Genomic DNA, 21,621 nt, shown 5'->3' on the forward strand with positions numbered 1-21,621 from the left:
AGCGCAGCAGTCGCGACCGTCGCGAGCACTACACTAACTGACATAAGATCTATTATCGGTCATATGTGCAAGCGGCGAGAAATGAACATTTTTGGTAGCCGCCGGCATGCTGCTGCTGCTCGACGAGGACGGTGGACTTGCCGGCGCCCGGCGGTCCCGCCAGGACGATCGCGCGCCGCTCTGCCCGGACGTCGGGCTTCTCGGCTTTGACCTCGTCGACGAGACGGCGCCACAGGCGCCGGCGCGCAGCGCTCGGACGTCGAGGATCTCCGGTGGGGAACCACTCGCGCTGGCGGATGGTCGCGTGAGCGCTGTTGGTGTCGAGTGGGCCACCCGGTCGCGACAGCTCACGGACGGACTCTCGGTGCGCCGCGTGAGCGTCGAGAGGGGAGGTCACGAGGTAGGAGTCTGCTGCGCCTCGGCGATGCGGTCCAGCACCTCGTCGTAGATCGACTCATCGATCAGACCCTTGTCGAGAGCGGTCACAACGTCGTCGAACGACCCCTCCACGTGGAAGGTCAGGTCATCGAGCGGGCCGTCGGTGCGGTCGCCCTTCGCGTACTCCCAGCGGGCCAGCTGGTCGACCAGGTCCTCGCGCGGCAGGGCGCCGGCGACGTAGCGGTCGATGATCTCGTTCGGGGTGCCGCCGGCGAAGCCGGGACGCACCGCGGGGATCTTCGCCGCAGCCTGCAGCTTCCTAGAGATAGTCGGCTGGGCCACGCCCAGCTGCGACGCGAGCTCGACCTGAGTGAACTGGGCGCTCAGGGCCTTGACGCTGCGCAGCTCATCCAGCCAGTCGACGCGCTGGCGTCGAGACAGACGCCGAGCGTTCTGAATCAGCGCCTCGGTTTCCATCAGTGTCACGCCGCCCACCTCCTGTATGTCACCTAGCATACTCCGGCGGAACGACGCGCTCTAGTCCTGCGACGCACTGATGCCGAGGCACAGCGGCGACGAGCCGAGTGCACTGAAGCGCGCACTGCAGACCATCAGCGCGTTCAACGCCACCGTGGGGGCCACGCAGGTCTCCTTGGGCGTCGAGCTGTCGCCCGGGCGTGGCGATTCCGGGGACACCGAGCTGGACGTCCTGGAACTCGTTGAGGACCTGGCGTCGGCCCTGGAGAAGACGGGTCGGGCCTTCGCCCTGTTCATCGACGAGATGCAGGATCTGGATGAGGAGACGCTGGGGGCGTTGATCGCGGCTCAGCATGCCGCGAACCAGCGCGAGTGGCCCTTCTTCATCATCGGGGCGGGCCTGCCGAACTTGCCTCGCGTGTTGACCGAGACGCGCTCCTACGCCGAGCGGCTGTTCAACTACCGCCAGATCGGTCAGCTGAAACCGTCCGAGGCCAGCAGCGCGCTGTCCGAGCCCGCGCTACGACTGGGGGCGAGCTACACCCCCGAAGCGCTCCAGACGATCCTCGAGGCAGCCGGCGGCTACCCATATTTCCTCCAGGAGTACGGCCAGGCCGTCTGGAACATCGCGCCCCACAAGGTATTCACCGTCGATGACGCGGTGGCGGCCGTCCAGTTCGGCCTCGAGCACCTCGATGCAGGGTTCTTCAGAGCGCGCTGGGACCGGGCGACTCCGTCCGAGCGCCGCTTTCTTCAGGCGATGGCCGACGACCAGGACGCCCCGTCCTCGACAGCGGACATCGCCCGCCGGATGAGTCTGCGGCCTACGAGTTTGGGCCCGTACCGTGCCCAGCTGATGAACAAGGGCCTGATCTACGCCCCCGAGCACGGCCAGGTCGCCTACACGGTGCCGGGCATGGCGGCGTACCTGGCCCGCCACCATCCCGAGGTGGGGGACTAGCGCTTCGGTCGAATGACGGACGGCTAGCGCTCAAGCCGGTCGGCGCTGTGTGAGACGTCCGGGTCGGAGGTGTCAGCCGCCACGGAGACAAGCAGGCCTCCCAGCATGAACGCCACGATGACCGCTGCCAGGGCTCCGCTGCTGAACGCCGGAATCCAAGGGCGCGAACTGCCGGCGCTGGACCCGTGATGGTGGTGGTGGGTCAGGGCGTGCCCCTTGCCGCGTTGCAGCAGGTAGCGATTCAGCGGGAAGGCGGCCAGGAAGGCCACAGCGAGTGCGATCATCATGCTGATCCAGAACTTGGGGTTGACCAGCCCGGCGTCCATGGCCCCGGGGATAACGACCATGACCAAGTTGTCCACGATCTCCATCGTGAGGATCGACAGCGTGTCAGCAGCCAGGACCAAGCTCAGCGCTGTCCCCACTGCCAACCCAGCTTTCAGCAGGGGCAGAGTGGAAAGCGCGTAGCCGAACAGGAACGCCAGCGTCACCGAGATCGCGACGGTGGTCGCCGTTCCAAGGCCGGCTGCCGTGCCGATGATCAGGCCGACAATCTCGCCGATGGCGCAGCCCGTGAGGCAGTGGAGCGTCGCGCTAGCCGCCATCCTGGCTGTACCGCCATCGCCTTCACGGCGCCCTGGCGCCGCAGACCGCGGCTCAGACCCCGTCGCTGAATGGTGCTCGTGGTGCGTAATCACTGATACCTCCGCTGTCCTAGGCGTGGCTCGCCGGCGACGTCACACGATACCCCTGGGGGGTATCACTTACGGGGGCGCCGGCGCAACGCTCAGCCGATCGCCGCGAGTAGCGCCTCGCAGGCCTGTTCGCACGCGCGGCAGGCTTCTGCGCACAGTCGACAGTGCTCGTGCATGCTCGCGTGGGCTTCACACTCCTCTGCGCAGGATCGGCAGGCGGTCATGCATGCGGTCAGCACGGCGCGAGTGATGCTCGCGTCGTAGCCGGTGTGCCGAGACAGCACCCGTGCGGTGGTCTCGCACAGATCAGCACAGTCCAGATCGGTGCGGATGCACTTGCGCAGGTCAGCGACCATCTCTTCGCTCAGACACGCATCGGCGCAGGCGGTGCACGCCTGCGCACATTCGATGCACGCGGCGATGCACTTCGCCAACAGGTCCCGGTCGAGGTTGATCGAGGCCGGATACGCCTCCAACAGCTCGCTGGTGTTGTGTGTCATCTCAGTTCCTTTCCGCTAGTGGCGACGTGGGGGTTGGTACACATCTGGCTCGTACCCGGTGGGGGGATTCCTGAACTGGACCCGAGGGGCGACTCAGGTGAGCAGCAGCTTCCAGGAGCCGCCACGGTCGGAGCTGCTGTAGATGCCTTGGGAAGTCGCGGCGTACCAGGTGCCGCCCCGAACGCTGATCGCAGCGGGGACACCCTTGACCGATCCGCCGGCTGGGGCCCACCCGTGAGCGTCGAGACTGACCCACACTCGCCCCTCGGTGTCCAGGCCGGCGAGCGTTCCATCGGTCGTCCCATCGACGTAAGTCAGGGCCGGGGCGTCGTCGACCACCCGCTCTCGGGCACCGTCGACGATGGTGACTATTCCGTCGGTCCGGGTCGCAACGAAGGCGCGCGGGCTACGCGGCATAGCGGCGATGTCGATGAGGTGGGTCCGTCGCCAACTGTCGCGCCAGGTCCGGCCTTGATCATCGGACTGAATGACCGCGTTCCTGGTCGAGTCGATTGCCGTGATCGTTCCCGTGGCGTGCGCGTCGATCGCGTGTAGGTCGGACCGCCCTTCCAGACTCCGGGCCTCCCACGTCTTGCCGCCGTCCTGGGACTGGATGAAGCCCATGGGGTTCGGACGGTCGGAGGTGGCCGGATGTCCGCTGGCGATGAACTTGTTGGGCCCGACGACCCTAAAGCCCATGAAGTCGTCGCGGTGGCCCCCCATTCGGGTCGGGACACCGTCGTCCTCGAGACGGTAGGTACCGGTATGGGTCGCCACGTAGAGGCGGTCGTCGGCGGGGTTGATGTCGAGTCCGTGGATGTGCTCGAACCGGATTGGATCCTCGGCGTCGTCGGTGGCGCTGCAGGCGCTGATCAGCAGGAAAGGACCAACGACGACAGCCAGTGCGCGGGAAAGACGGGAGTGCATGCGGGTTCCTTGCAGGAGGCCTGTGGAGGGCAGGCCGTTCTTGGCCGCCCTCCACAGGCGGATGATCGAATCTGGTGTCACCTGCCGAGGAGCTGGGTCATCTGCTCAATCTCGGCTTCCTGGTCACTCTGAATCGTCTTGGCCATCTCGACCGCGGCCGGATACTTGCCGTCAGACTCTTCGGTGGCGGCCATGTCGACAGCACCCTTGTGGTGCTCGATCATCATGGTCAGGAACATCTCGTCGAACTCGGCGCCGCTGGCCTGCTCAAGGGCGCTCATGTCCTCGTCGGTCATCATGCCGGCCATGTCGTCGCCGCTGGAGTGACCCATTTCCGAGTGGTCCATCCCGCCCATGTCAGAGTCCTGCGGGACGTCTTCACCCCACGACTCGAGCCACCCGGACATGGTCTCGATCTCCGGGCCTTGGGCCTGCTGGATCTTCTTCGCCAGGTCGAGAACGTCCTGGTTCTGAGTGCGCCCCTCGGCCATCTTGGCCATCTCAGTGGCCTGTCGGTGGTGGGGAATCATCTGCTGAGCGAACGTCACGTCGGCATCGTTGAAGTCCTCGCTCGACGAGCTCGACTCGTCCGAGCAGGCCGTGAGGACAGCCAGGCTGGCAACAGCGGCGAGGGTCGCCGCGAGCATCTTGGTACGCATTTCTTCTCCTGCGGTGCTGAAAGGTGTGAGGGGTCGTCGAAGGACGCGCGCCACAGCGGACGCGCCGACGACGGCTCAGCAACGCAGGATGCAGGTACGTCTCAACGGGGATAACGGCTCGAACGAGCTGGAGGCGAAGCCCAGGGTGAGTAGGTGGGGCGCGGGGAGTCTCCACAGGATGCGGTGCAGCCGCCCACGACGAACCATGAGGAACGCTCCGAGCCCGACTAGCAGCATGAAGCAGACGGCCATCAGACCGCCGCAGTGCGATCCGTTCAAGGCGCCGTGGTGGCCGCCGTCGCTCCCGTCCGAATCGGGGGCATGAGCAGCATCCGCGTGAATCGGGGTCTCGGTGGCCATGGCGCTGGGGGACGTGCCTTGCGGGGAGCCCGCCGGCACCGCCAGCGCACTGTGCATCCCGACGATGCCGAGCGCCAGAGCCGCCGCAACGACCACCATCAACGACGCAGGGATTCGCATCCCCGTGCGCCTCTGCGGTGGTCGGATCAAGCTCACTCTCGCATCGTAGATCGAGGGCCTAAAACCCTCATGGGGAAGCCCCTTGGAGCCGTCATACCCTTGGCTCATGGCGCCCGGCCGACTCGACGACCAGCGTGAGAGACCAACGACCGGAGCGCTCGCCCTCGCTACCGGCGCAACGTTGGTCGCCACCGTCGCGTGGGTCTTCCTGCACGACCGCCTCGAGGGACTCAACCCAACGACTCACCTCGCTGTCAGCATCACCTACCCACTCATCGCCCTCGCGTTCGTTCGGGTCATCTCTCGCAGCGCCATGTGGACGTGGTTCAACATCCTCGTCGCCGCGTCGGCGTATCACGTGTTCGTCGAGTGGGCCCTGTAGCGGATCTTGCAGCAGGGCGATTCGATCACTGGCCCGGGGGACGCGGGCGATGAATCGTCCGTCCTCGGTCTCTGGCGACCCGCCCACAACACACGCGCCGATAATGATCGTTATGACAAATACGCTCCTTTCGTCATAATTTTTGTTGGTTGAGTGCCGCCCCTCGCACGCCCCCGCTACGCCTGCGGTTGCCTGCAGTGGACGATGGGGGCATGCGCATCCAGCTGTTGTACTTCGATGACTGTCCCAACTGGGAGGTCACCCACTCCCGCCTCCGCCAAGTGCTTGACGCGATGAGACTCGGCGCCGAGGTGGAGACGGTCTTGGTGAACACTCCGGAGCAAGCAGAGCGCTGGAACTTCCACGGCTCCCCGACGATCCTTATCGACGGCCAAGACCCCTTCGCACAGCCGGGCGCTCCCGTGGGGCTCTCCTGCCGGCTCTACCAGACACCCGCCGGACTCGAGGGTTCGCCGACGGGCGATCAACTAGCAGAAGCGCTGGCTCACTCATAGCGGGCCGCGCGGCGCCTTAGCAGGTCGACGAATAGCGCTCGGCACTCACAGGGGAAGTTCCGTTCCGCTGATCCAGCCGCGCATCTCGTCGACCAGGCCGTCCCACAGCCCGCTGACGAGCAGGATGCCCATGACCACGAGCAGCGCGCCGCCGACCAGGCCGACGAGCCGCTGGTGGCGCTTGAACCAGCGCAGCGCGCGGGTGAAGCGCGAGAACGCCACGGCCGCGAGCACGAAGGGGATGCCCAGGCCCAGGCAGTAGACGAACGCGAGCAGCGCGCCGCGGCCCGCGGTCACGTCGTCGGTGCTGACGGCCAGACCGAGGACGGCGCCCAGCGTCGGGCCGATGCACGGGGTCCAGCCCAGGCCGAACAGCACGCCGAGCAACGGCGCCACGGCGACGCCGACCGCCGGCACGGTGTGCACGCGCACGTCGCGCTGCAGCCACGAGACGCCACCCATGAAGGCCAGGCCCAGCACGATGACGACGATGCCCATGACGACGCTGATCGGTCGTTGGTAGTCCTTGAGCTCCTGCCCGACCGCGCCGAACAGCGTCCCGAGCGAGACGAAGACGGCGCTGAAGCCGAGCACGAACAGCACGGCGCCGAGCACGAGCCGTGAGCGGCGCGGGCCGTCCAGCTCGGTGACCGCCATGCCCGACACGTACGACAGGTAGCCCGGCAGCAGCGGCACCACGCACGGGGAGAAGAACGACAGCAGGCCGGCCACCACGGCCAGGGGCACGGCCAGGACGAGCGAGCCGTCCACGACGGTCTCGCCGATGCCGGTGATCACGACCGCGACCCCTGGACGTCCTCGATCAGCCCGCGCAGGGTCGACTCGCTCGTGAACGGGCCGAGGTAGCGGACGGCCACCTTGCCGTCGGCGTCGATGATCCAGGTCGTCGGCGTCGCCATGGTGGGCAGGCTGTCGGCGAACTGGACGGCGTAGGTGCCGGCGTCATCGGCGAAGCTCGGGTAGGGCACCTCGCGCGAGCGCTCGAAGGCGCGGGCGCCGGCGACGTCGCGCGTGGCGATCCCGACGAACTGCACGTCGTTGTCGGCCAGCTCGCGGGCCACGGCGCTCAGCACCGGCTCCTCGGCGCGGCACGGCGGGCACCACGAGCCCCAGACGTTCACCACGACGACCTGGCCGGCGAACTGCTCGAGCGACAGCGGCTCGCCCTCGAGGTCCTCGCCCTCGAGGTCGGGGGCGTCCTTGCGGTCGGGGGCGTCGACGACGACGTAGCTGCCGTCACCGGAGATGTAGCCGCCGCGGGTGCCGTCGGTGCCGTCCGAGCCGCCGCAGGCGGACAGGACGAGGGAGCACAGCGCCACGGCGAGGACGCCGCGGGCGCGTCGAGGGAGAAAGTTCATGAGAGCGGCGCCTTGTCGAGTGCCGCGGTGATTGCTCGGTCGAGATCGGACGCCTGGGTGACGGCGATCGGCTTACCGCCAACGAAGAACGATGGGGTGCCCTGGGCGCCGAGTGCGATGGCGTCGTTGAAGTCCTTTCGCACACGGTCAGCGACTTCCTGACTGTCGACGTCCGCGTCGTACTGGGCCATGTCGAGGCCGAGGTCGGCGGCGAACTCGCGGAAGAGCGCAGCCTTGGAGACCTGCTGCTCGCCCCACTCGGCCTGGGTCTCGTACATGCGCTGGTACATCGGCTCGAGCTTGCCCTGCCGGGCGGCGGCCTCCACGGCCACTGCGGCGTTCATGGCGTTGAAGTGGCCGGGCATCGGCATGTAGCGGATGACGAACTCGACCTTGCCTGCGTAGTCCTTGCGGAGCTGTTCGACGTAGGGGTACGCCGCTCGGCAGCCCTCGCACTCGAAGTCCAGGAACTCAACGAACACCGGCGCCCCGTCGGGCGCCTCCTGCAGCCGGTGGCTATCGGCTCGCACGGCGATGCTGTCGCCCCGACCTTCCGCGGCCTTGTCAGGCCGGTCGCGCTGCTCGAGCACCACCAAGGCGCCGAACACCGCCACGAACAACACGACCACCACGAGCGCTACGACCGACTGCCTCCGCATCCTCATGCCCGAATAATAGGTGACAGGTGTCGTTGCTTGGCGCTATCATCGCCATATGGCGATCTTAGATGAGTTGTCGGTGTCGGCGACGCCCGACGAGACTGCCGCGAGCAGCGCGGCCGCATGCCTCTTCCGTGGGATGAGTGATCCGTCGCGGGTCGCGATCCTGAGGCACCTGCTTATGGGCGAGCACAACGTCCGCGAGCTCACCACCCACCTGAACCTGGCCCAGTCGACGGTCTCCAAACACCTCGCGTGCCTGCGCGACTGCGGGCTGGTCGACGCCCGCCCAGTGGCCCGGTCCTCGGTCTACCGCCTGACCCACCCCGACGCGGTCCTGAAGGTGTTCACGGCCGCCGAGGAACTCCTGGCCGAGACCGGCGACAAGGTCCGACTGTGCCCCACCTACGGCGAAGGAGCCGAAGCATGAGCGCCCACCCGTCGTCATCGACGTTCACCGCCGATCCCGAACTTCGCCGCAAACTTGGACGCCGTGCCCAGCTGCTGGCCGGCGCCACGGTCTCTTACAACCTCGTCGAGGCGGTGATCGCGATCACCGCTGGGCTCGCTGCAGGATCAGTCGCGCTTGTGGGATTCGGTCTCGATTCTGTAGTCGAGGTGAGCAGCGGGCTCATCATCTTGTGGCAGTTCCGCCACAAGATGCCTGAGTCTCGTGAGCAGCAGGCGCTCAAGCTCATGGCACTGTCGTTCTTCGCGCTCGCCGCCTACGTGTCGTTCGAGTCGGTCCGCGCGCTCATCGGAGACCACCAGCCCGAGTCCTCGAGCGTCGGGATCGGCCTGGCGATCGCATCTCTTCTGATCATGCCGTTCCTGTCCTGGGCGCAGCGCCGGACTGGGCGCGCGCTCGGCTCGAGCGCTGTTGTGGCCGACTCCACGCAGACCTTGCTGTGCACCTACCTGTCGGCGGTGCTCCTGCTCGGTCTCGTCCTCAACGCGACTTTGGGTTGGTACTGGGCCGACCCGATCGCCGGCCTCATCATCGCCGTCGTAGCCGCACGAGAGGGCCTCGAAGCATGGCGCGGTGAGGACTGCGGATGCGGTCCCATCGCCATCTCGACCACCTCTGACGAGCCCGAGACTAGCTGCACCTCCGGCGACTCCTGCTGTGGAACTTCCGAAGCGTGACCGGCGTAGCGGCCGTCCAGGCCCTCGGCCTCTTCGTGGCCACGAACATCGACGACATCATCGTTCTTTCCCTTTTCTTCGCTCGCGGCGCCGGAGAACGGGGCACCACGACCCGGATCCTGCTTGGCCAGTACCTGGGATTCGCCGGCATCCTTCTGGCGGCTGTAGTCGCGTCGCTGGGAGCTGGGGTAGTCCTCCCCGAAGAGGCCATCCCCTACTTCGGTCTAATCCCTCTCGTGCTCGGCCTCCGAGCCGGATGGCAAGCGTGGCGCGAGGACGACGACGATGACGAGCTCGACGCCGGAAAGTCTGTCGCCGTCGGGACTGTCGCGGCCGTCACCTTCGCCAACGGAGGCGACAACATCGGCGTGTACGTACCCGTCTTCCTGAACGTCGGAGCGGCAGCAACATTCGTCTACTGCATCGTCTTCCTGATCCTCGTAGCCGTCTTGGTCGCCACGGCTCGCTTCATTGCGACCCGCCGCGGAATAGCCGAGATCCTTGAGCGGTGGGAGCACGTGCTCTTCCCGCTCGTGCTGGTGGGCCTCGGCCTCACGATCTTGATCACTGGCGGAGCATTCGGGCTCTAACAGCGCACCCAACTGATGGAGGGGCCGCGGGCTTATGCCCGCGGCCCCTCTCCTGCGCTGGATCTAGACGCTGCGGCCGATCGCGTCGGCGAGCAGGACCTGCTTGTGGCGGGGCTCCTGGGTGGTCTGGTCGGTCCAGGTCTCGGTGACGATCGATCCGGCGACGATGACCTTTTCCCCCGACTCCAGGTCCCGGGCACGGGTGGCGAGGGTCTTGAACGTCTTGACGGTGTAGCGGGTGGTGTCGCTGTTGGACCACTCCCCCGACTCGGGGTCCTGGGTGCGGCGGTTGGTCAGGACGACGAGCTCGGTGAGGTTGTCGAAGACCTGTGGGGCCTGGGCGAGGCGGCCCTCGATGGTGATGGCACCGATGGCGGCTCGCTGCAGGCACACTTCCTCGACCCGCTCGGCGTTGACCTCAGGGGTCCAGAAACGTCGGTACTCGATGACGCTCGGGCAGGTCACCGCCAGCTGCACGGCCGCGCGGCGAACGCAGTGCGCTTGCGCAGGTCGACGACCCACTCCCCTGCTTCGATGCGTCGTCGAAGCTCGACCGGATCGGCAGCCGACGGAGGCGTGAGATCGGGTTCGGAAGGCCCAGCTTCGTTCACCGGGCCCATGTGCGCGTACTACGCCGGATAGGCTCCCAGCCCTTCCAGGAGCTCACGGACGTACGTTTCTTCGTCCTGGGTGAGGGCAGGGTTGGACTGCTTCTCCTGGCCGATCGTGGACTCGGTGGCATCAGACTGAGTCGCAGCGCAGAAGGACCCGAACCCGTGAGTCGGGAAGACCTCGGCCTGGTCAGGTAGGAGCGTGGCGAGCTTGTGCGCCGAGGCGTGCTGGTGGCGAACCAAGACGTCGGTGTGCTCGTCGCCCAGCAGGTCCGGGCGGCCCGTAGCGCCGTAGAGGAGCGAACCTCCAGAGAACACGCCCACGTAGCTGTCGATCCCATCCCCTGCCTGGATGTCGGTCAGGGAGTAGGAGAGGTGCGTGAACGTGTGCCCGGGCGTGGAGAGCGCGTCAACCTCATGCGGTGACCGATTTCGACCGTCTGACCGTCGTGAATTGGCGTTCGATCGAACGAGACCCGGTCCTCAGCGTTGACGTGGTAGGCCGCCCCGGTGCGCTGAGCCAGTGCTAGTCCGCCGGTGACGTAGTCGTTGTGAATGTGGGTCTCGAAGACGTCGGTCAGTCGCACTCGGTCCTTCGCGAGTACTTCCAGGACGCGATCGATGTCGCGCTGAGGGTCCACCACGAATGCCACTTCGCCGTCGTGGACCACGTAGGTGCGGTCGCCGAGTGACGGTGTCTCGATAGGGATGATCTTCAGGTCGGTGCTCATCAGCAGTCTTCCTCTCGTCTCGGGGTGGGTCTTCAGCTGGGCTCGTCGGTGGGAGGCCTGCGGGTCTCGAGGGCCCGCCCGGAACGTGTCCACGCGGTCGTGCCTCCGGCGACGGAGTAGGCGTCGTACCCTGCTGCCCGCAGAAGGTCAGTCATCGCGGAGCTGCGGTTCCCGGTGGCGCACACCAGGTACACGGCTTGGTCGCTGTCGAGATCGGTCATCCGGGAAGGTAGCTGCGCCATGGGCACCATGGCCGAGCCCGGCACATGCCCGGTGACGTACTCACGGGATTCGCGTACGTCTACCACCGCGGCACCTCGCGCCAGCGCTTGGGCAAGGAACTCGATGTCGACCTCTGGAGTGGGACCACTCACGTGCACGCCTCTCGGTAGGGATGGTGTGGCCGAGCCGCCACTGGAAGATGCTCGTCCTGCCCGTCAGGCGAGGGACAGGAAGAGCTTCTCCATCTTCTGCACGTCGACGCTGGCGAGATCGCCGTCGTTGTCGGCCAGGCAGTGCTGCAGACCGGTCGCGACGATGGCGTAGCCGGCACGGGAGAGCGCCTTGTTGACGGCGGCGAGCTGGGTGAGCACGGACTCGCAGTCCGAGCCTTCCTCCATCATGCGAATAACGCTGGCGAGGTGGCCGTTGGCGCGCTTCATGCGCGTGATGATCGCCTTGACCTCGGTCGGCTCCAGATCCACCATCAGCGGTTCTCCTTCAGGGCGTCGAGAGCGGACGTCAAACGCTCGCGGGCGTCGGTGGCCACCGTCTGCAGGGCCTCGCCGGTGCCGGCGAACGCGGTCATGGCGGTGGGATCGAAGGCCTCGACGACGGTGGTCGACTCCCCCGTGGCCCGCACGACGACGTTGCAGGGAAGCAGGGCGGCGATCGAGGGGTCGGCCTGCAGCGCCTGGTGGGCGAGCTGCGGCCGGCACGCCCCGAGGATCACCTGGGCCGGGACGTCCACGTCCAGCTTCTTCTTCAGGGTGGCCTTCAGGTCGATCTCGGTCAGGACCCCGAAGCCCGCGGCGGCGAGCTGCTCACGCACGGCCTCGACCGTCTCCTCGTAGGGGCGGTCCACCGTCGTCCGGATCGTGTACTCGGCCATCGCTGACCCTCCTCCGCTCGTGGGACGCGTCGCCAACCGGCGGCCGTCGTTCCCAGCGTACACCCATCCCCCCGGGGGGATGCTAGTCTGGAATATATCCCCCCGGGGGGATACTTCATCCCGTGGTACGCGAATCAACGACGAACGGAAGTGTCATGAGTTCCACCTTCATCCGACCGTTGGGAGGACGTCGCCGAATGACCGCCGCTGGTGCCGCGGGTCCTCTGGGCCGTCTCGGCACGTGGGTCACCAGCCACGCGCGCCTGGTGACCGTCGCCTGGCTGCTCGCTGTCATCGGACTGGGTGCGTTCGCACCACAGGTCGAGCACAACCTGTCGGGCGCGGGCTGGCAGGCGAACGGCTCGGAGTCGGTGGAGGCTCGCGAGCTCGCCCGCGAGCACTTCGGCGGCAACGCGTCCTCGGCCATCCAGGTCGTCGTCCGTTCCGATGACGGTGCGGTGACCCAGGGCGACGGTGCCCAGGTCCTGGCCGCCGTGACGCAGGTGCTCGAGGACGAGCCCCGCATCGCCGACGTCGTGGCACCCGCCCCCGGAGCGACGCTGTCCCCGGACGGATCGACCGCCATCGTGCTGGCTGGCGCCGGCGCCGACACCAACGAGATGGTGCGGGTCGCGACCGAGCTGAAGGGCGAGCTCCAGGACCTGTCGACCGAGACTGTGACGGTCAACCCGACCGGGTCGTCCCTGCTCTGGAGCGACTTCAACGAGGCCAACCTCGACGCCATGCTCAAGTCCGAGCTCATGTCGTGGCCCGTGACGCTGGCCATCCTCGTGCTCGCGTTCGGCGCCCTCGTCGCCGCCGGCCTGCCCCTGCTGCTCACCCTGGCCGGGCTGGTGGCGTCCGCCGGCTCGCTCGTGCTCATCAACGAGCTCGTACCGGTCTCCATCTGGGCGATGAACTTCGCCATGATGTTCGCCCTCGCCCTGGGCATCGACTACGCCCTGTTCGTCGTCGTCCGCTACCGCGCAGCACGTGCCGCCCAGCGCGAGGCCGGGCTCGAGGGTCGCGAGGCCCGGCAGCGAGCCGTCGCCCAGACCATGGACACCGCCGGCAAGGCCGTGCTGCTGTCCGGTCTGACCGTGCTGATCTCGCTGTCGGCGGTCATGCTCGTCCCGTCACCGTCCTTCCGGTCGATGGCCGGCGGCATCATGCTCTCGGTCGTCTTCGTGCTCGCCGCGACCCTGACCCTGCTCCCGCTCGTGCTGTTCAAGCTCGACGACCGCATCAACAGGCTCTCGCTCCCGTGGTCGCGCTCGAACGAGCACCGGTCGCCGAGGTTCGCCGCCTGGGGTGAACGGCTCTGGAAGCGGCCCCTCGTGTGGGGCGCCGCCTCCCTCGTCGTCCTGGTGGCGCTGGCCGCGCCGGTCCTGGGCCTCAAGACCGCCATGCCGTCGATCAAGGTGCTGCCCGAGGACGCCTCGGCGCGCATCGGCTACGACCAGGTCAAAGAGTCGTTCGGTGACGGCGCCCCGGGCACGCTGCAGGTCGTGGCGGACGCTGACGACGCGCAGGCCGTCACGTCCGTCCTGACCTCCGACCCCGGCCTGGCCGCTGCCATGCCTGCCATGCCGGCGAGCGACGACAGCGGGTTGGTGATGGTCCAGGCCGTGCCGACGGTCGACCCGTCCGACCCCCAGCTCGCCACGACCGTGGACCGGCTGCGCGACGGCCTGCCCGCGTCGGCGGTCGTGGGTGGCGCGCCCGTCGAGAACCTCGACCTGAAGGCCCAGCTCGACGAGTCCACGCCGCTCGTCATCGGCGTCGTCCTGGTGCTGGGGTTCCTGCTGCTGCTGATCGCCCTCCAGGCGCCGCTCATCTCGCTGCTGGGCACGCTGGCCAGCCTGCTGTCCACGGGCGCGGCGTTCGGCGTCGCGCGGCTGATCTTCCAGGAGGGACACGGCGCCGGGCTGCTCGGCTTCGAGTCGCAGGGCTTCCTGGACGCCTGGGCGCCGGTGTTCTTCTTCGCGATGATCTTCGCCATCGCGATGGACTACACGGTCTTCCTGCTGGCCTCGGCCAAGGAGCACTTCGAGCGCAGTGGCGACCCCAAGGACGCCATGGTCGGATCGCTGGTCCACTCCGGACGGGTGATCTTCGCCGCCGGAGCCGTCATGGTCGCGGTGTTCTTCACCTTCGCCCTGTCCGGGCCCATCCCGCCCAAGGAGATGGGCGTCGTCCTCGGCATCGCCGTACTCCTGGACGCGTTCCTGGTCCGGCTCGTGCTGCTGCCCGTCATGCTCCGACTCACCGGCCGGGCTGCCTGGTACTCCCCCACGTGGCTGCGCAAGGTGCTTCCCAACATCACCTTCGCCCACGACTAACCGACCGGCCCCCGCCCGGGCCGGGAGCCGCACGGCTCCCGGCCCGCCCTCCTTGAAAGGCACTCCATGAACATCGACCGCGCGGTGATGCTGCTAGCCGGCACCCTGGTTCTCGCGAGCGTGTTGCTCGCCCTGGTCGTCTCGACCTGGTGGCTCGTGCTGGCCGCGTTCGTCGGCGCGAACCTGCTGCAGGCGAGCCTCACCGGCTTCTGTCCCGCCGCGAGCATCCTGCGTCGTGTCGGCGTCTCCAGCGGGTGCGCGTTCCGCTGATGCGTTAGCGGAGAGAGTGGGACTCCGCCGCTGGGCCAGCTCACTGATCGGAGGGGCCGCAGGCTCGATGCCCGCGGCCCCTCCCCTGCGCTGGGTCTAGACGCTGCGTCCGACGGCGTCGGCGAGCAGGACCTGCTTGTAGCGGGCCTCCTGGGTGGTCTGGTCGGTCCAGGTCTCGGTGACGATCGAGCCGGCGACGATGACCTTCTCCCCCGACTCCAGGTCCCGGGCCCGGGTGGCGAGGGTCTTGAACGTCTTGACGGTGTAGCGGGTGGTGTCGCTGTTGGACCACTCCCCCGACTCGCTGTCCTGGGTGCGGCGGTTGGTCAGGACGACGAACTCGGTGAGGTTGTCGAAGACCTGAGGGGCCTGGCCCAGGCGGCCCTCGATGGTGACGGTGCTGGTGAACATGACGTGCTCCTTGCTTCTCGTGGTGCTCGGATGGTTGGTCAGTGGTCGGTGGGCTCGGTGAGCGTGTCGATCGCTTCGGTGAGCCGGTTGCGGGCCAGGGTCAGGGCCTCGACGGCGAGGGCGTCCATGTGGACCTGGGCGGCGAATCCGCCGTGGCCGATCTCGCTGCGGGCTTCCTCGAGCAGGCTCTCGACGTGCTCACGGTTGCTGGTGTGGGTGGTGGTGGCCATGAGTGGCGTCCCCCTTCTGCCGGTGCGGTGGGCCGTTGGAACGTCTGCCCGTCCCAACCGTTCTTCGCCCCCTCCCGGCAAGAGAGATCAGCGGCCGCCAGGGAGCGCGGAGCGCCAACCCGCAGGGCAACGCCGGCGTGCTGGTCGTGTGGAGATAAGCGACCGCAGGGAGCGCCGAGCGGGCGGGATGCCGGTGGGGTCCCCGCAGGGGATTGCGTGGAGAGCGGGCGGCCGAAGATGGAACGACCGGGAGGGGTACGAAGCTGCTCGTCGAGCTCCAGTCCGCCCGCAGGCCGGCCCCTTGCGTGGCCGCAGGCCGCGGATCTTCCTGCCGGCCGGCACAGCCGGCACCAGGTGGCGCCGGCCTCCGCGGCGGCTCCGCTCCGCTAGCGGTCGGGGTGGCGCGAGAGGATCTGGCCGTGTCCAAGTACGACGCGCTCTATAAGCACCTGGCCGCGCACGAGGGCGAGCGCCTGGTGATGAGCTTCGACGACGTCGACGAGGTCCTGGGCGGTGGGCTGCCGCCGTCGGGACGGCGTCATCGCGAGTGGTGGGCTTCGCACGACGACCGCCACGTGCAGGCGCGGGCGTGGCTGGACGCCGGCTTTCGGGCCTACCCGGACATGCGCGAGCGGACGGTCACGTTCGAGCGGGCCTGAGTCGGGGTAATCCGGTGGGCGCCCGAAACTCGACGAAGGGAGTAGACGATGCCTTCAGGTGACGTGGAGACGTTCCACAAGGACGGCAGCTGGCACAACCGGATCGAGGGTGAGTCCGGCGGAGGCGTCTTCGGGACGCACGCGACGAAGGAGCCGGCGGTGACCGAGGGACGCGCTGAGGCTCAGTCGCGCAAGGTCGAGCACATCATCCGGAGTCTCGACGGGACGATCGGCGAGCGGAACACCTACGGCCACGATCCGCGGGACGTGAAGGGCTGAACGCCGGCCCCGCGTCTCGGGGGGTGGTCACGGGGCCGGCGTGGCGCTGATGCTGCCACGGCTGAGCGGCTCATGTCCCGGCTTTGGTGAGCGCTGAGGCGTTCCGGTGGTCGGTCCGCTGTGCGGGCCGACCACCGGCGCCGTTAACGGCTGGGTGGCGTCAGGAGCCGGAGATGATCCGGCGGCCGCAGCTGTAGGGCTGGCCGTTCTGGCCGTCCTGCAGGCAGGCGACCAGGCGGACGTCGGCGGCTTCGCGCTGAACGTTGACCGGGATGCTCTGAAAGTTGCCCTCACCAGGGACGTAGATGGGCGTGCCGGGTCGCCGGACCCAGGAACCGTCGGCCTGCTTGATCTCGATCCAGCCGGACGCTGCGTGAGTGTCGCCGGCCCTGTCCGAGACGATGACGATGTCCTGGTCGTCATGGAAGTAGGTACGCGCTCCACCGGTGGGGTTGTCGACGCCGCCGCTGGCGGCCTGGGCCGGTGAGCCGACGCCGACGAGGACAACCCCGGCGGCCAGGGTGACGGCCGCGGCGAGGCGGGTGATTCGTGTGCGCATGGTGGTGCTCCTTCTCGGTCGTGTTGGTGTGTCCCCCGTCCACACCTCCCGAGCGGCAGCTGGACGCGTGCTCAGCCAAGACCGGGGCGGGGAGCGCCGTCAACCAACCCGGCCACGCACCCGTCCCATCCGGTGGTCGGTCCGCTGTGCGGGCCGACCACCGGCGCGGCTAGAGCACGGTGGCCTGGGAGCCCTGCAGCCGTGCGATGGCTGCGGCCGCGTAGGCCGGGCCGAGGGCCCGGCACCAGTCGCAGGTGACGGCGGCCCAGCGGGCGGGGCGGCCGAAGGTGAGGTGGTCGCCGCAGGTGAGGGCCTGCACCAGGTCGGCCCGGCACGCGAGGGACATGTCGGGCAGGACGACGTGCGTGCTGCTGGCGGTGTCGGTGCCGAAGTCGAGCGCGCCCTGGACGGCGCTCACGCGATCGCCTCGACCGGCTCGAACGCGGCCGCCAGGACGTGGACGGCTCGGGTGACGTTGTCGGCGCATTGGCGGATCAGGTCGAGGTCTCCCCCGGACCATCCGGCGACGTAGCCGACGCTGTAGGCGCTGGTGTCGACGCCGAGCAGCCCGGCCATGACGTAGGCGACGGACTCGGCTTCGGTCTCCTTGGTGCCGCGGTGGGCGATGTACTCCCCCGGCTCGTCGTCGGTGTGCAGGATGACGTGTCCGGCTTCGTGCAGCGCGGTCTTCGCGGCGGCGGCGGGCTCGAGCCGGTCGTCGACGACGACGCGGCGGGTGCCGTCGGTGGTGGTGTAGCCGTTCGCGGCACCGGCGACGGGCTCGAGGGTGAGCGTCCAGCCCTGGGTGGCGAGCCAGGTGGTGATGGTGTCGGTGATGCCGTGCGGGTCGTCCCCGGTGAGCAGGCGGGCGGGGTTCTCGATCTGCTCGGCGCCCTCGATGGGGTCGGTCTGGTCGACGTCGAACACGGTCAGGATCGGGAAGCGCGGTACGCGGCGCTCGGTCTGTTCCCCGGCCTCGTCCTCGGTGGTGATCTTCTTGGTGCTGTAGCCGAAGATCCGGATGCCCTTCTCTCCCTTGCGGACCTGGCGGCCGCGCTGCTGCCACTGGCGGAAGCCTGCGACCTGGGATGCCTCGGGCCGCTGGGCGAGGATCAGCAGGAGGTTGTTCAGGCTGTAGGAATGGAACGTGGCCGCGACCTTGAGGAACCGCTTCCAGCCGTCGCTCGTGGTCAACGCTTCGACCTGCTCGGCGAGGGTGTTGTGCAGGGCCTCGACCTCGGCGCGACGCTGCTCGGGGCTCTTGGTCTGACGCTTGCTCATCGTGTGCTGCCTCTCCCCCGGAGTGCTGGGCCGCCGGCGACGTCTGCCCGTCCCGACCGTTCTTCGCCCCTCCTGGGCAAGGGGCATGAACGGCGGCCGTGGAGCAGCGGAGCGTCAACCCGCGAGGGGCAGCCGGGTGGGCAATCGGTGAGGAAATCAGCGAGCTCGCGAGCGCCGATCCGATTGGTCGACCGGGTGACGGCGTAGCCGTTGCGTGCAGCTGCGGGCCGCCGATCATGGAACGGCCAGGAGGAAGCGAACTTCGATCCAGCGCCGTCGCCGGCGCAGCCGGCCCCGACGAACGTTGCGATGCCCGCCAGCATGAGGGTTGTTGTCCCACGCCGCGGCCCGTGCCCCCTGGGCTTGCTCGGGCTGCCAGATGCCTTCGGCAACCGATGGATGCGGCTGGACCCGAGGATCTCGGATTCTGCCGCTCCGGGGCTTTAGCCGCAGCTGCAGCCGGCGCGCAGCGCGGAGGCGCGCAGGGACCAGACGTCGGCGCGGCGGGTGCGGTTCTTGATGTCGGCGGCGCCCTGGTCGGTGGCCATCCAGACGGTCATGGTGCCGAGCCGGCTGGCGGCCGCGCGGTGCAGCCGGTGGGCGTCCGGCTCGACGAGGGCGACCAGGACGTCGGCCTCATCGGTGAGCGCGACGCCATGCGCGAGCTCCGGCAGCTCGGCGCCGACGTACAGCTGGGCGCCGAACGAGTGCGCGTAGTGCTTGGCGACCTGGGCTGCGGTCTCGCGCCGGTGTGCTGTCGCTGCGGTGGCATGTGCCGCGCGGGCGGCAACATCGGTGACGCGGCGCTGGTTAGTCGCGCGGACGCCCGCGGCCTCGCGCTCGTGCAGCTCGGCGGCGCGCTGGTCGGCGGCCGTCACGAAGAACGTCGCGGGCATCAGCGGAGCCACTGGGACCACCGTGTGCTCGATCAGTGCTCCGGTCAGCAGCCCACTCCAGACGTCGGCGAGCGGGTGGCCACCGTCCAGGCGCCAGTCCACGTGACCGGGGCACGCCTGGGGCACCTTCATTCCGGCGGAGGGCACGCTGGCGCACACCCGTCCCGGGCACCAGCTCACGGCCAGGGACCTGATGCCGTCGACGACCACCGGGGTGCCGGTGGTGCTGAACTCGACGACCAACACTGGGCCGCGGCCTGCGAGCCGGTGCTGGTTGGTGACCCAGATGCGGGCTCCCGGCTCGCCGGCGGTCAGCTGGTCGACGTCGTGCGCGAGCGCCACGGTGAGCGTCCGGCCGTCGCGGTCGACGACGAGCTCAACGCTGTCGCGTCGCGCAGCCCAGGCGAGTGCACGTGCGCGTTCCTCGAGCGCGACCAGCACGCTGGTGTCCCCCGAGTCGTCTGCCGGCACGGTCCACAAGATGGCCGAGGCCCGGCCGGCGGTCAAGGACCGTTGACGGCCCGGTCCTGCTGTCGGCGTGCGACCGCGGCCTGGCTGAGGCTCACGGCCACGGGACGTCGGCGTTCTGGGACGGCGCGGGGTCGGGCGGCGGTTCGGGGCTGGCCCAGCCGGCCACTCCCCCGTTCCAGGAGCACGTGCCGGAGTCGTTCCTGGAGTGGGAGACGGTTCCGTCGGCGCAGATTGCGCGCGGGACCGGCGGTTGCGACGCCAGCGGGACGGGACTGGAGCGGGGTGTTCTGGCAGGCCTGGCACGCCTTCGAGCTCGAACGAGGCGGCCGCACGCCAGCGAGCGCCGCGGCCATACGAGCGAACGCGAACGCGAAGCTCACCTCAATCTCCTCGCTCGATGAGCAAGAGCGCAAGACTCTCGAGCAGTCGGCAGTCGTCTACCGGCAGGCAGTCAGCCGAGTGCTCGACGAGGTGGACGCCCGCTACTGACCGACGTTCGGCTGGCGGCAGACTGATCGCTTGTCCAAGTACGACCCGCTGGAGGGGCCCTGCCACTCTGAACGCTGCGGCGCTCGTTGAGATGGGCGTGCCGTCTGTCTTCAGGTTTGCAGGCGCCCCGCGAGAACGACGGACCCGGCAAGCAGAAGGCCCGCTCCCCGGTCACCGGGAGGGCGGGCCTTCGTCGCATCGCGTGCATGTCAGCGGCGGGTGAACTCCTCGCATCCGTTGACCTCGAGCCACTGGCCCTTGGAGACCTTCACGATGGTCTGGCCCTGGGCGTTCCCGTTGGTGATGATGGAGCTGAGGTCGGAGCCGGCCTCCCGGCGGACCGCGTGGTAGCAGTTGAACGACGAAGCACCCGCAGAAACGTAGGTGCCGGGCTTGATGTCGACGCCCACCTCGTACATGCCGTCACCCTCGAAGGAGTTGGCCTCCTTCTTCTTCTGTGGTGGAGATCGACGGTCGGGACGTAGCGACCGAGACTCGCCAGCACGCCAACGAGATGAACACCGCCTACTGCGAGGTTGGCGCCGAGCTGTGCCCTCACCTGCCCGGCTCGTCCTGACGCCGGCCGCCTAGCGGCCGCCCTGGCGCTTCATCTTGTGCAGGGCCTCATCGACGAGCGCCTCGACGATCTCGGCGGGCGTGAAGTCCTTCACGTCGTCCCACTCCACGGAGGCCACGACCGCTGGTGACCGCGCGCCGGGATTCCCGGGAGCCGTCTGGGCCCTGACGGCCGCCCTCTCGCACTCGTCCGGCTTCGACCCGGCCGTCCTGGCCGCCGGCGCCGCGCTCACGCTCGCTGCCGGCGCCTGGACCGCACGCACCATCGACGCCCAGACCCGCTGAGACTCACCTCACAGGGCAAGCAGAAACTGGACCATTGTCCTGCTGGGGAGCGCGCGCACGGTCGATCGTGTCGAGGCCGCCTGGCCCGACACCGACCCCCGACAGAAGGACCCCGCCTTGACCCAGCAGACTGACCCGACGACCGAGACCGAGACGAGCCGCATCGACGAGCGCCTCCTGCGCCTGCCTGCTCCCCTACGCGGCGCCCTAGGCCTCTTGGTGTCGGTGACCGTATCCCTGGTCGCCGTCCTTGCCGATACGAAGCTGAAGGGCTCGTTCTCGTACGTCCTGGTAGCGACCGCCCTGGCGCTGGTCTCGACTGACTATCTGATGCAGGACCTTGGGCCGAGGTGGCGTCGGGCCTTCGTCGTCCTCTCCGCCCTTGTTCCGGCTGCCGTTGACACCTACAACGACGGCCTGGGGTGGAAGACCACGCTGATGTGCGCCCTGTCTGTCTACGGCGTTGCCGCGATTCTCGGGGCGGGCCTGCTGACCGAGCGGAAGGGGCACCGCAAGACCGCCGCCGTGTTGCTCGTGGTGGCGGTTCTGGTGGGCCTGGGGCTCCTTGTGATGTCGGCGCGCATGCAGCACATGCAGGACCTCATCCAGTAGCCGCCCCGCAGCACGACCGGCGCCGAACCGACCCCCCACGGGCCGGTTCGGAGCTACGGT

Annotated in this window: 34 protein-coding genes; 12 read left to right on the forward strand and 22 right to left on the reverse strand. The window is 68.5% G+C overall.

All coding sequences use genetic code 11. The features are described 5' to 3' along the window. Positions 1-52: 52 nt before the first annotated feature. A complete protein-coding gene (locus HGAM_RS20480) occupies positions 53-397 on the reverse strand; it encodes a DEAD/DEAH box helicase family protein (protein WP_020693584.1) in 345 nt (114 codons plus the stop codon). Continuing rightward, positions 394-873: a hypothetical protein gene (locus HGAM_RS19905; RefSeq protein ID WP_020693585.1), complete on the reverse strand. Its 480-nt coding sequence runs from the start codon at positions 871-873 to the stop codon at positions 394-396. Before HGAM_RS19905 ends, HGAM_RS20480 begins: the two co-directional genes overlap by 4 nt. A 61-nt stretch (positions 874-934) precedes the next feature. Here HGAM_RS19905 and HGAM_RS19910 point away from each other — a divergent pair, with 61 nt between their 5' ends. Continuing rightward, entirely contained in the window at positions 935-1,816 is an 882-nt protein-coding gene (locus HGAM_RS19910) for an ATP-binding protein (RefSeq protein WP_019146639.1), read from the forward strand. 23 nt (positions 1,817-1,839) lie between these two features. On the opposite strand, the gene HGAM_RS16675 is transcribed toward HGAM_RS19910, so the two are convergent. From HGAM_RS16675 to HGAM_RS16690, 4 genes are all read right to left on the reverse strand, one after another. Further along, entirely contained in the window at positions 1,840-2,421 is a 582-nt protein-coding gene (locus HGAM_RS16675) for a DUF4396 domain-containing protein (RefSeq protein ID WP_019146640.1), read from the reverse strand. Between the two features lie 182 nt (positions 2,422-2,603). Beyond that, positions 2,604-3,011, reverse strand: a complete 408-nt coding sequence (locus tag HGAM_RS16680) for a four-helix bundle copper-binding protein (protein ID WP_019146641.1) — start codon at positions 3,009-3,011, stop codon at positions 2,604-2,606. A 93-nt stretch (positions 3,012-3,104) separates the two neighbouring features. Continuing rightward, entirely contained in the window at positions 3,105-3,938 is an 834-nt protein-coding gene (locus tag HGAM_RS19915) for a F510_1955 family glycosylhydrolase (RefSeq protein WP_019146642.1), read from the reverse strand. Positions 3,939-4,015: 77 nt separating this feature from the next. Beyond that, a complete protein-coding gene (locus tag HGAM_RS16690) occupies positions 4,016-4,597 on the reverse strand; it encodes a DUF305 domain-containing protein (protein ID WP_019146643.1) in 582 nt (193 codons plus the stop codon). 586 nt (positions 4,598-5,183) lie between these two features. Here HGAM_RS16690 and HGAM_RS16700 point away from each other — a divergent pair. Together HGAM_RS16700 and HGAM_RS16705 are read left to right on the forward strand one after the other, a co-directional pair. Then, positions 5,184-5,459, forward strand: a complete 276-nt coding sequence (locus HGAM_RS16700) for a hypothetical protein (protein ID WP_019146645.1) — start codon at positions 5,184-5,186, stop codon at positions 5,457-5,459. A gap of 212 nt (positions 5,460-5,671) precedes the next feature. Beyond that, positions 5,672-5,974 carry a DF family (seleno)protein gene (locus tag HGAM_RS16705; protein ID WP_019146646.1) on the forward strand — a complete coding sequence of 101 codons (303 nt, stop codon included), beginning with the start codon at positions 5,672-5,674 and terminating at the stop codon, positions 5,972-5,974. Between the two features lie 45 nt (positions 5,975-6,019). Here the strand turns inward: HGAM_RS16705 and HGAM_RS16710 are convergent, their stop codons facing one another. From HGAM_RS16710 to HGAM_RS16720, 3 genes are read right to left on the reverse strand one after another with little or no spacing between them, the layout of a single operon-like run. Further along, positions 6,020-6,772 carry a cytochrome c biogenesis CcdA family protein gene (locus tag HGAM_RS16710; protein ID WP_019146647.1) on the reverse strand — a complete coding sequence of 251 codons (753 nt, stop codon included), beginning with the start codon at positions 6,770-6,772 and terminating at the stop codon, positions 6,020-6,022. Continuing rightward, positions 6,769-7,353 carry a TlpA family protein disulfide reductase gene (locus tag HGAM_RS16715; protein ID WP_019146648.1) on the reverse strand — a complete coding sequence of 195 codons (585 nt, stop codon included), beginning with the start codon at positions 7,351-7,353 and terminating at the stop codon, positions 6,769-6,771. The genes HGAM_RS16710 and HGAM_RS16715 overlap by 4 nt, the downstream gene beginning before the upstream one ends. After that, entirely contained in the window at positions 7,350-8,018 is a 669-nt protein-coding gene (locus HGAM_RS16720) for a DsbA family protein (RefSeq protein ID WP_019146649.1), read from the reverse strand. The genes HGAM_RS16715 and HGAM_RS16720 overlap by 4 nt, the downstream gene beginning before the upstream one ends. Positions 8,019-8,067: 49 nt before the next feature. On the opposite strand from HGAM_RS16720, the gene HGAM_RS16725 reads away from it, so the two are divergent. From HGAM_RS16725 to HGAM_RS16735, 3 genes are read left to right on the forward strand one after another with little or no spacing between them, the layout of a single operon-like run. After that, entirely contained in the window at positions 8,068-8,442 is a 375-nt protein-coding gene (locus tag HGAM_RS16725) for an ArsR/SmtB family transcription factor (protein WP_019146650.1), read from the forward strand. Continuing rightward, on the forward strand, positions 8,439-9,158 hold the full coding sequence (locus tag HGAM_RS19920) for a cation diffusion facilitator family transporter (RefSeq protein ID WP_019146651.1): 720 nt from the start codon (positions 8,439-8,441) through the stop codon (positions 9,156-9,158). The genes HGAM_RS16725 and HGAM_RS19920 overlap by 4 nt, the downstream gene beginning before the upstream one ends. Continuing rightward, positions 9,155-9,748: a cadmium resistance transporter gene (locus HGAM_RS16735; RefSeq protein ID WP_019146652.1), complete on the forward strand. Its 594-nt coding sequence runs from the start codon at positions 9,155-9,157 to the stop codon at positions 9,746-9,748. Before HGAM_RS19920 ends, HGAM_RS16735 begins: the two co-directional genes overlap by 4 nt. Positions 9,749-9,811: 63 nt before the next feature. Here HGAM_RS16735 and HGAM_RS16740 read toward each other — a convergent pair whose 3' ends face one another. The 5 genes from HGAM_RS16740 to HGAM_RS16765 form a co-directional block, all read right to left on the reverse strand. Continuing rightward, positions 9,812-10,213 (reverse strand): single-stranded DNA-binding protein, encoded by a 402-nt coding sequence (locus HGAM_RS16740; protein WP_172636465.1) that lies wholly within the window; start codon positions 10,211-10,213, stop codon positions 9,812-9,814. A 505-nt stretch (positions 10,214-10,718) separates the two neighbouring features. After that, positions 10,719-11,090, reverse strand: coding sequence for an MBL fold metallo-hydrolase (locus tag HGAM_RS20810; RefSeq protein WP_218915326.1), 372 nt, complete (start codon positions 11,088-11,090; stop codon positions 10,719-10,721). Between the two features lie 32 nt (positions 11,091-11,122). Then, a complete protein-coding gene (locus HGAM_RS16755) occupies positions 11,123-11,470 on the reverse strand; it encodes a rhodanese-like domain-containing protein (RefSeq protein ID WP_020693560.1) in 348 nt (115 codons plus the stop codon). Between the two features lie 57 nt (positions 11,471-11,527). Further along, positions 11,528-11,794: a metal-sensitive transcriptional regulator gene (locus HGAM_RS16760; protein ID WP_038951941.1), complete on the reverse strand. Its 267-nt coding sequence runs from the start codon at positions 11,792-11,794 to the stop codon at positions 11,528-11,530. Positions 11,795-11,796: 2 nt separating this feature from the next. Beyond that, complete coding sequence (locus HGAM_RS16765) at positions 11,797-12,201, reverse strand: DUF302 domain-containing protein (protein ID WP_019146658.1); 405 nt, start codon at positions 12,199-12,201, stop codon at positions 11,797-11,799. 197 nt (positions 12,202-12,398) lie between these two features. On the opposite strand from HGAM_RS16765, the gene HGAM_RS16770 reads away from it, so the two are divergent. Beyond that, positions 12,399-14,543 (forward strand): MMPL family transporter, encoded by a 2,145-nt coding sequence (locus HGAM_RS16770; protein WP_019146659.1) that lies wholly within the window; start codon positions 12,399-12,401, stop codon positions 14,541-14,543. 66 nt (positions 14,544-14,609) lie between these two features. After that, on the forward strand, positions 14,610-14,813 hold the full coding sequence (locus HGAM_RS16775) for a YgaP family membrane protein (RefSeq protein ID WP_019146660.1): 204 nt from the start codon (positions 14,610-14,612) through the stop codon (positions 14,811-14,813). Between the two features lie 96 nt (positions 14,814-14,909). Here HGAM_RS16775 and HGAM_RS16780 read toward each other — a convergent pair whose 3' ends face one another. Next, positions 14,910-15,224: a single-stranded DNA-binding protein gene (locus HGAM_RS16780; protein WP_019146661.1), complete on the reverse strand. Its 315-nt coding sequence runs from the start codon at positions 15,222-15,224 to the stop codon at positions 14,910-14,912. Between the two features lie 38 nt (positions 15,225-15,262). Beyond that, positions 15,263-15,454: a hypothetical protein gene (locus HGAM_RS16785; protein WP_019146662.1), complete on the reverse strand. Its 192-nt coding sequence runs from the start codon at positions 15,452-15,454 to the stop codon at positions 15,263-15,265. Between the two features lie 419 nt (positions 15,455-15,873). Between HGAM_RS16785 and HGAM_RS16790 the strand changes: the two genes are divergently transcribed. Together HGAM_RS16790 and HGAM_RS16795 are read left to right on the forward strand one after the other, a co-directional pair. Further along, positions 15,874-16,113 (forward strand): DUF7662 domain-containing protein, encoded by a 240-nt coding sequence (locus HGAM_RS16790; protein ID WP_019146663.1) that lies wholly within the window; start codon positions 15,874-15,876, stop codon positions 16,111-16,113. Between the two features lie 48 nt (positions 16,114-16,161). Continuing rightward, the gene (locus tag HGAM_RS16795) at positions 16,162-16,392 is read left to right on the forward strand and encodes a DUF2188 domain-containing protein (RefSeq protein WP_038951943.1); all 231 of its coding nucleotides are present in this window, start codon (positions 16,162-16,164) and stop codon (positions 16,390-16,392) included. Between the two features lie 160 nt (positions 16,393-16,552). Here the strand turns inward: HGAM_RS16795 and HGAM_RS16800 are convergent, their stop codons facing one another. The 5 genes from HGAM_RS16800 to HGAM_RS21105 all read right to left on the reverse strand — a co-directional run bounded on the left by HGAM_RS16800 (position 16,553) and on the right by HGAM_RS21105 (position 19,936). Continuing rightward, positions 16,553-16,951, reverse strand: a complete 399-nt coding sequence (locus HGAM_RS16800) for a hypothetical protein (protein ID WP_019146665.1) — start codon at positions 16,949-16,951, stop codon at positions 16,553-16,555. 169 nt (positions 16,952-17,120) lie between these two features. After that, positions 17,121-17,369: a hypothetical protein gene (locus HGAM_RS16805; protein WP_019146666.1), complete on the reverse strand. Its 249-nt coding sequence runs from the start codon at positions 17,367-17,369 to the stop codon at positions 17,121-17,123. Continuing rightward, positions 17,366-18,232, reverse strand: coding sequence for an ArdC-like ssDNA-binding domain-containing protein (locus tag HGAM_RS21035; RefSeq protein WP_019146667.1), 867 nt, complete (start codon positions 18,230-18,232; stop codon positions 17,366-17,368). The genes HGAM_RS16805 and HGAM_RS21035 overlap by 4 nt, the downstream gene beginning before the upstream one ends. Positions 18,233-18,675: 443 nt before the next feature. Then, on the reverse strand, positions 18,676-19,599 hold the full coding sequence (locus HGAM_RS16815; protein WP_147543843.1) for a hypothetical protein: 924 nt from the start codon (positions 19,597-19,599) through the stop codon (positions 18,676-18,678). Between the two features lie 91 nt (positions 19,600-19,690). Further along, positions 19,691-19,936: a DUF3761 domain-containing protein gene (locus HGAM_RS21105; protein WP_081592015.1), complete on the reverse strand. Its 246-nt coding sequence runs from the start codon at positions 19,934-19,936 to the stop codon at positions 19,691-19,693. Here HGAM_RS21105 and HGAM_RS16820 point away from each other — a divergent pair. Further along, on the forward strand, positions 19,882-20,088 hold the full coding sequence (locus tag HGAM_RS16820; RefSeq protein WP_019146669.1) for a hypothetical protein: 207 nt from the start codon (positions 19,882-19,884) through the stop codon (positions 20,086-20,088). The two genes, HGAM_RS21105 and HGAM_RS16820, sit on opposite strands and share 55 nt — an antisense overlap. A gap of 209 nt (positions 20,089-20,297) precedes the next feature. Here HGAM_RS16820 and HGAM_RS16825 read toward each other — a convergent pair whose 3' ends face one another. After that, positions 20,298-20,507: an Rv1352/Rv1906c domain-containing protein gene (locus HGAM_RS16825; protein WP_019146670.1), complete on the reverse strand. Its 210-nt coding sequence runs from the start codon at positions 20,505-20,507 to the stop codon at positions 20,298-20,300. A gap of 559 nt (positions 20,508-21,066) precedes the next feature. On the opposite strand from HGAM_RS16825, the gene HGAM_RS16840 reads away from it, so the two are divergent. Next, on the forward strand, positions 21,067-21,561 hold the full coding sequence (locus HGAM_RS16840; RefSeq protein ID WP_019146673.1) for a hypothetical protein: 495 nt from the start codon (positions 21,067-21,069) through the stop codon (positions 21,559-21,561). The last annotated feature ends 60 nt before the right edge of the window (positions 21,562-21,621 follow it).

The organism is Aeromicrobium massiliense JC14, from assembly GCF_000312105.1.
Taxonomy (GTDB): domain Bacteria; phylum Actinomycetota; class Actinomycetes; order Propionibacteriales; family Nocardioidaceae; genus Aeromicrobium; species Aeromicrobium massiliense.

Bases quoted from the DNA above. Each gene is read 5' to 3' on its own strand.
- HGAM_RS19910 (WP_019146639.1), top strand. From the start codon at position 935: ATGCCGAGGCACAGCGGCGACGAGCCGAGTGCACTGAAGCGCGCACTG.
- HGAM_RS16675 (WP_019146640.1), bottom strand. From the start codon at position 2,421: ATGGCGGCTAGCGCGACGCTCCACTGCCTCACGGGCTGCGCCATCGGC.
- HGAM_RS16680 (WP_019146641.1), bottom strand. From the start codon at position 3,011: ATGACACACAACACCAGCGAGCTGTTGGAGGCGTATCCGGCCTCGATC.
- HGAM_RS19915 (WP_019146642.1), bottom strand. From the start codon at position 3,938: ATGCACTCCCGTCTTTCCCGCGCACTGGCTGTCGTCGTTGGTCCTTTC.
- HGAM_RS16690 (WP_019146643.1), bottom strand. From the start codon at position 4,597: ATGCGTACCAAGATGCTCGCGGCGACCCTCGCCGCTGTTGCCAGCCTG.
- HGAM_RS16700 (WP_019146645.1), top strand. From the start codon at position 5,184: ATGGCGCCCGGCCGACTCGACGACCAGCGTGAGAGACCAACGACCGGA.
- HGAM_RS16705 (WP_019146646.1), top strand. From the start codon at position 5,672: ATGCGCATCCAGCTGTTGTACTTCGATGACTGTCCCAACTGGGAGGTC.
- HGAM_RS16715 (WP_019146648.1), bottom strand. From the start codon at position 7,353: ATGAACTTTCTCCCTCGACGCGCCCGCGGCGTCCTCGCCGTGGCGCTG.
- HGAM_RS16720 (WP_019146649.1), bottom strand. From the start codon at position 8,018: ATGAGGATGCGGAGGCAGTCGGTCGTAGCGCTCGTGGTGGTCGTGTTG.
- HGAM_RS16725 (WP_019146650.1), top strand. From the start codon at position 8,068: ATGGCGATCTTAGATGAGTTGTCGGTGTCGGCGACGCCCGACGAGACT.
- HGAM_RS19920 (WP_019146651.1), top strand. From the start codon at position 8,439: ATGAGCGCCCACCCGTCGTCATCGACGTTCACCGCCGATCCCGAACTT.
- HGAM_RS20810 (WP_218915326.1), bottom strand. From the start codon at position 11,090: ATGAGCACCGACCTGAAGATCATCCCTATCGAGACACCGTCACTCGGC.
- HGAM_RS16765 (WP_019146658.1), bottom strand. From the start codon at position 12,201: ATGGCCGAGTACACGATCCGGACGACGGTGGACCGCCCCTACGAGGAG.
- HGAM_RS16770 (WP_019146659.1), top strand. From the start codon at position 12,399: ATGACCGCCGCTGGTGCCGCGGGTCCTCTGGGCCGTCTCGGCACGTGG.
- HGAM_RS16775 (WP_019146660.1), top strand. From the start codon at position 14,610: ATGAACATCGACCGCGCGGTGATGCTGCTAGCCGGCACCCTGGTTCTC.
- HGAM_RS16780 (WP_019146661.1), bottom strand. From the start codon at position 15,224: ATGTTCACCAGCACCGTCACCATCGAGGGCCGCCTGGGCCAGGCCCCT.
- HGAM_RS16785 (WP_019146662.1), bottom strand. From the start codon at position 15,454: ATGGCCACCACCACCCACACCAGCAACCGTGAGCACGTCGAGAGCCTG.
- HGAM_RS16795 (WP_038951943.1), top strand. From the start codon at position 16,162: ATGCCTTCAGGTGACGTGGAGACGTTCCACAAGGACGGCAGCTGGCAC.
- HGAM_RS16800 (WP_019146665.1), bottom strand. From the start codon at position 16,951: ATGCGCACACGAATCACCCGCCTCGCCGCGGCCGTCACCCTGGCCGCC.
- HGAM_RS21035 (WP_019146667.1), bottom strand. From the start codon at position 18,232: ATGAGCAAGCGTCAGACCAAGAGCCCCGAGCAGCGTCGCGCCGAGGTC.
- HGAM_RS16825 (WP_019146670.1), bottom strand. From the start codon at position 20,507: ATGTACGAGGTGGGCGTCGACATCAAGCCCGGCACCTACGTTTCTGCG.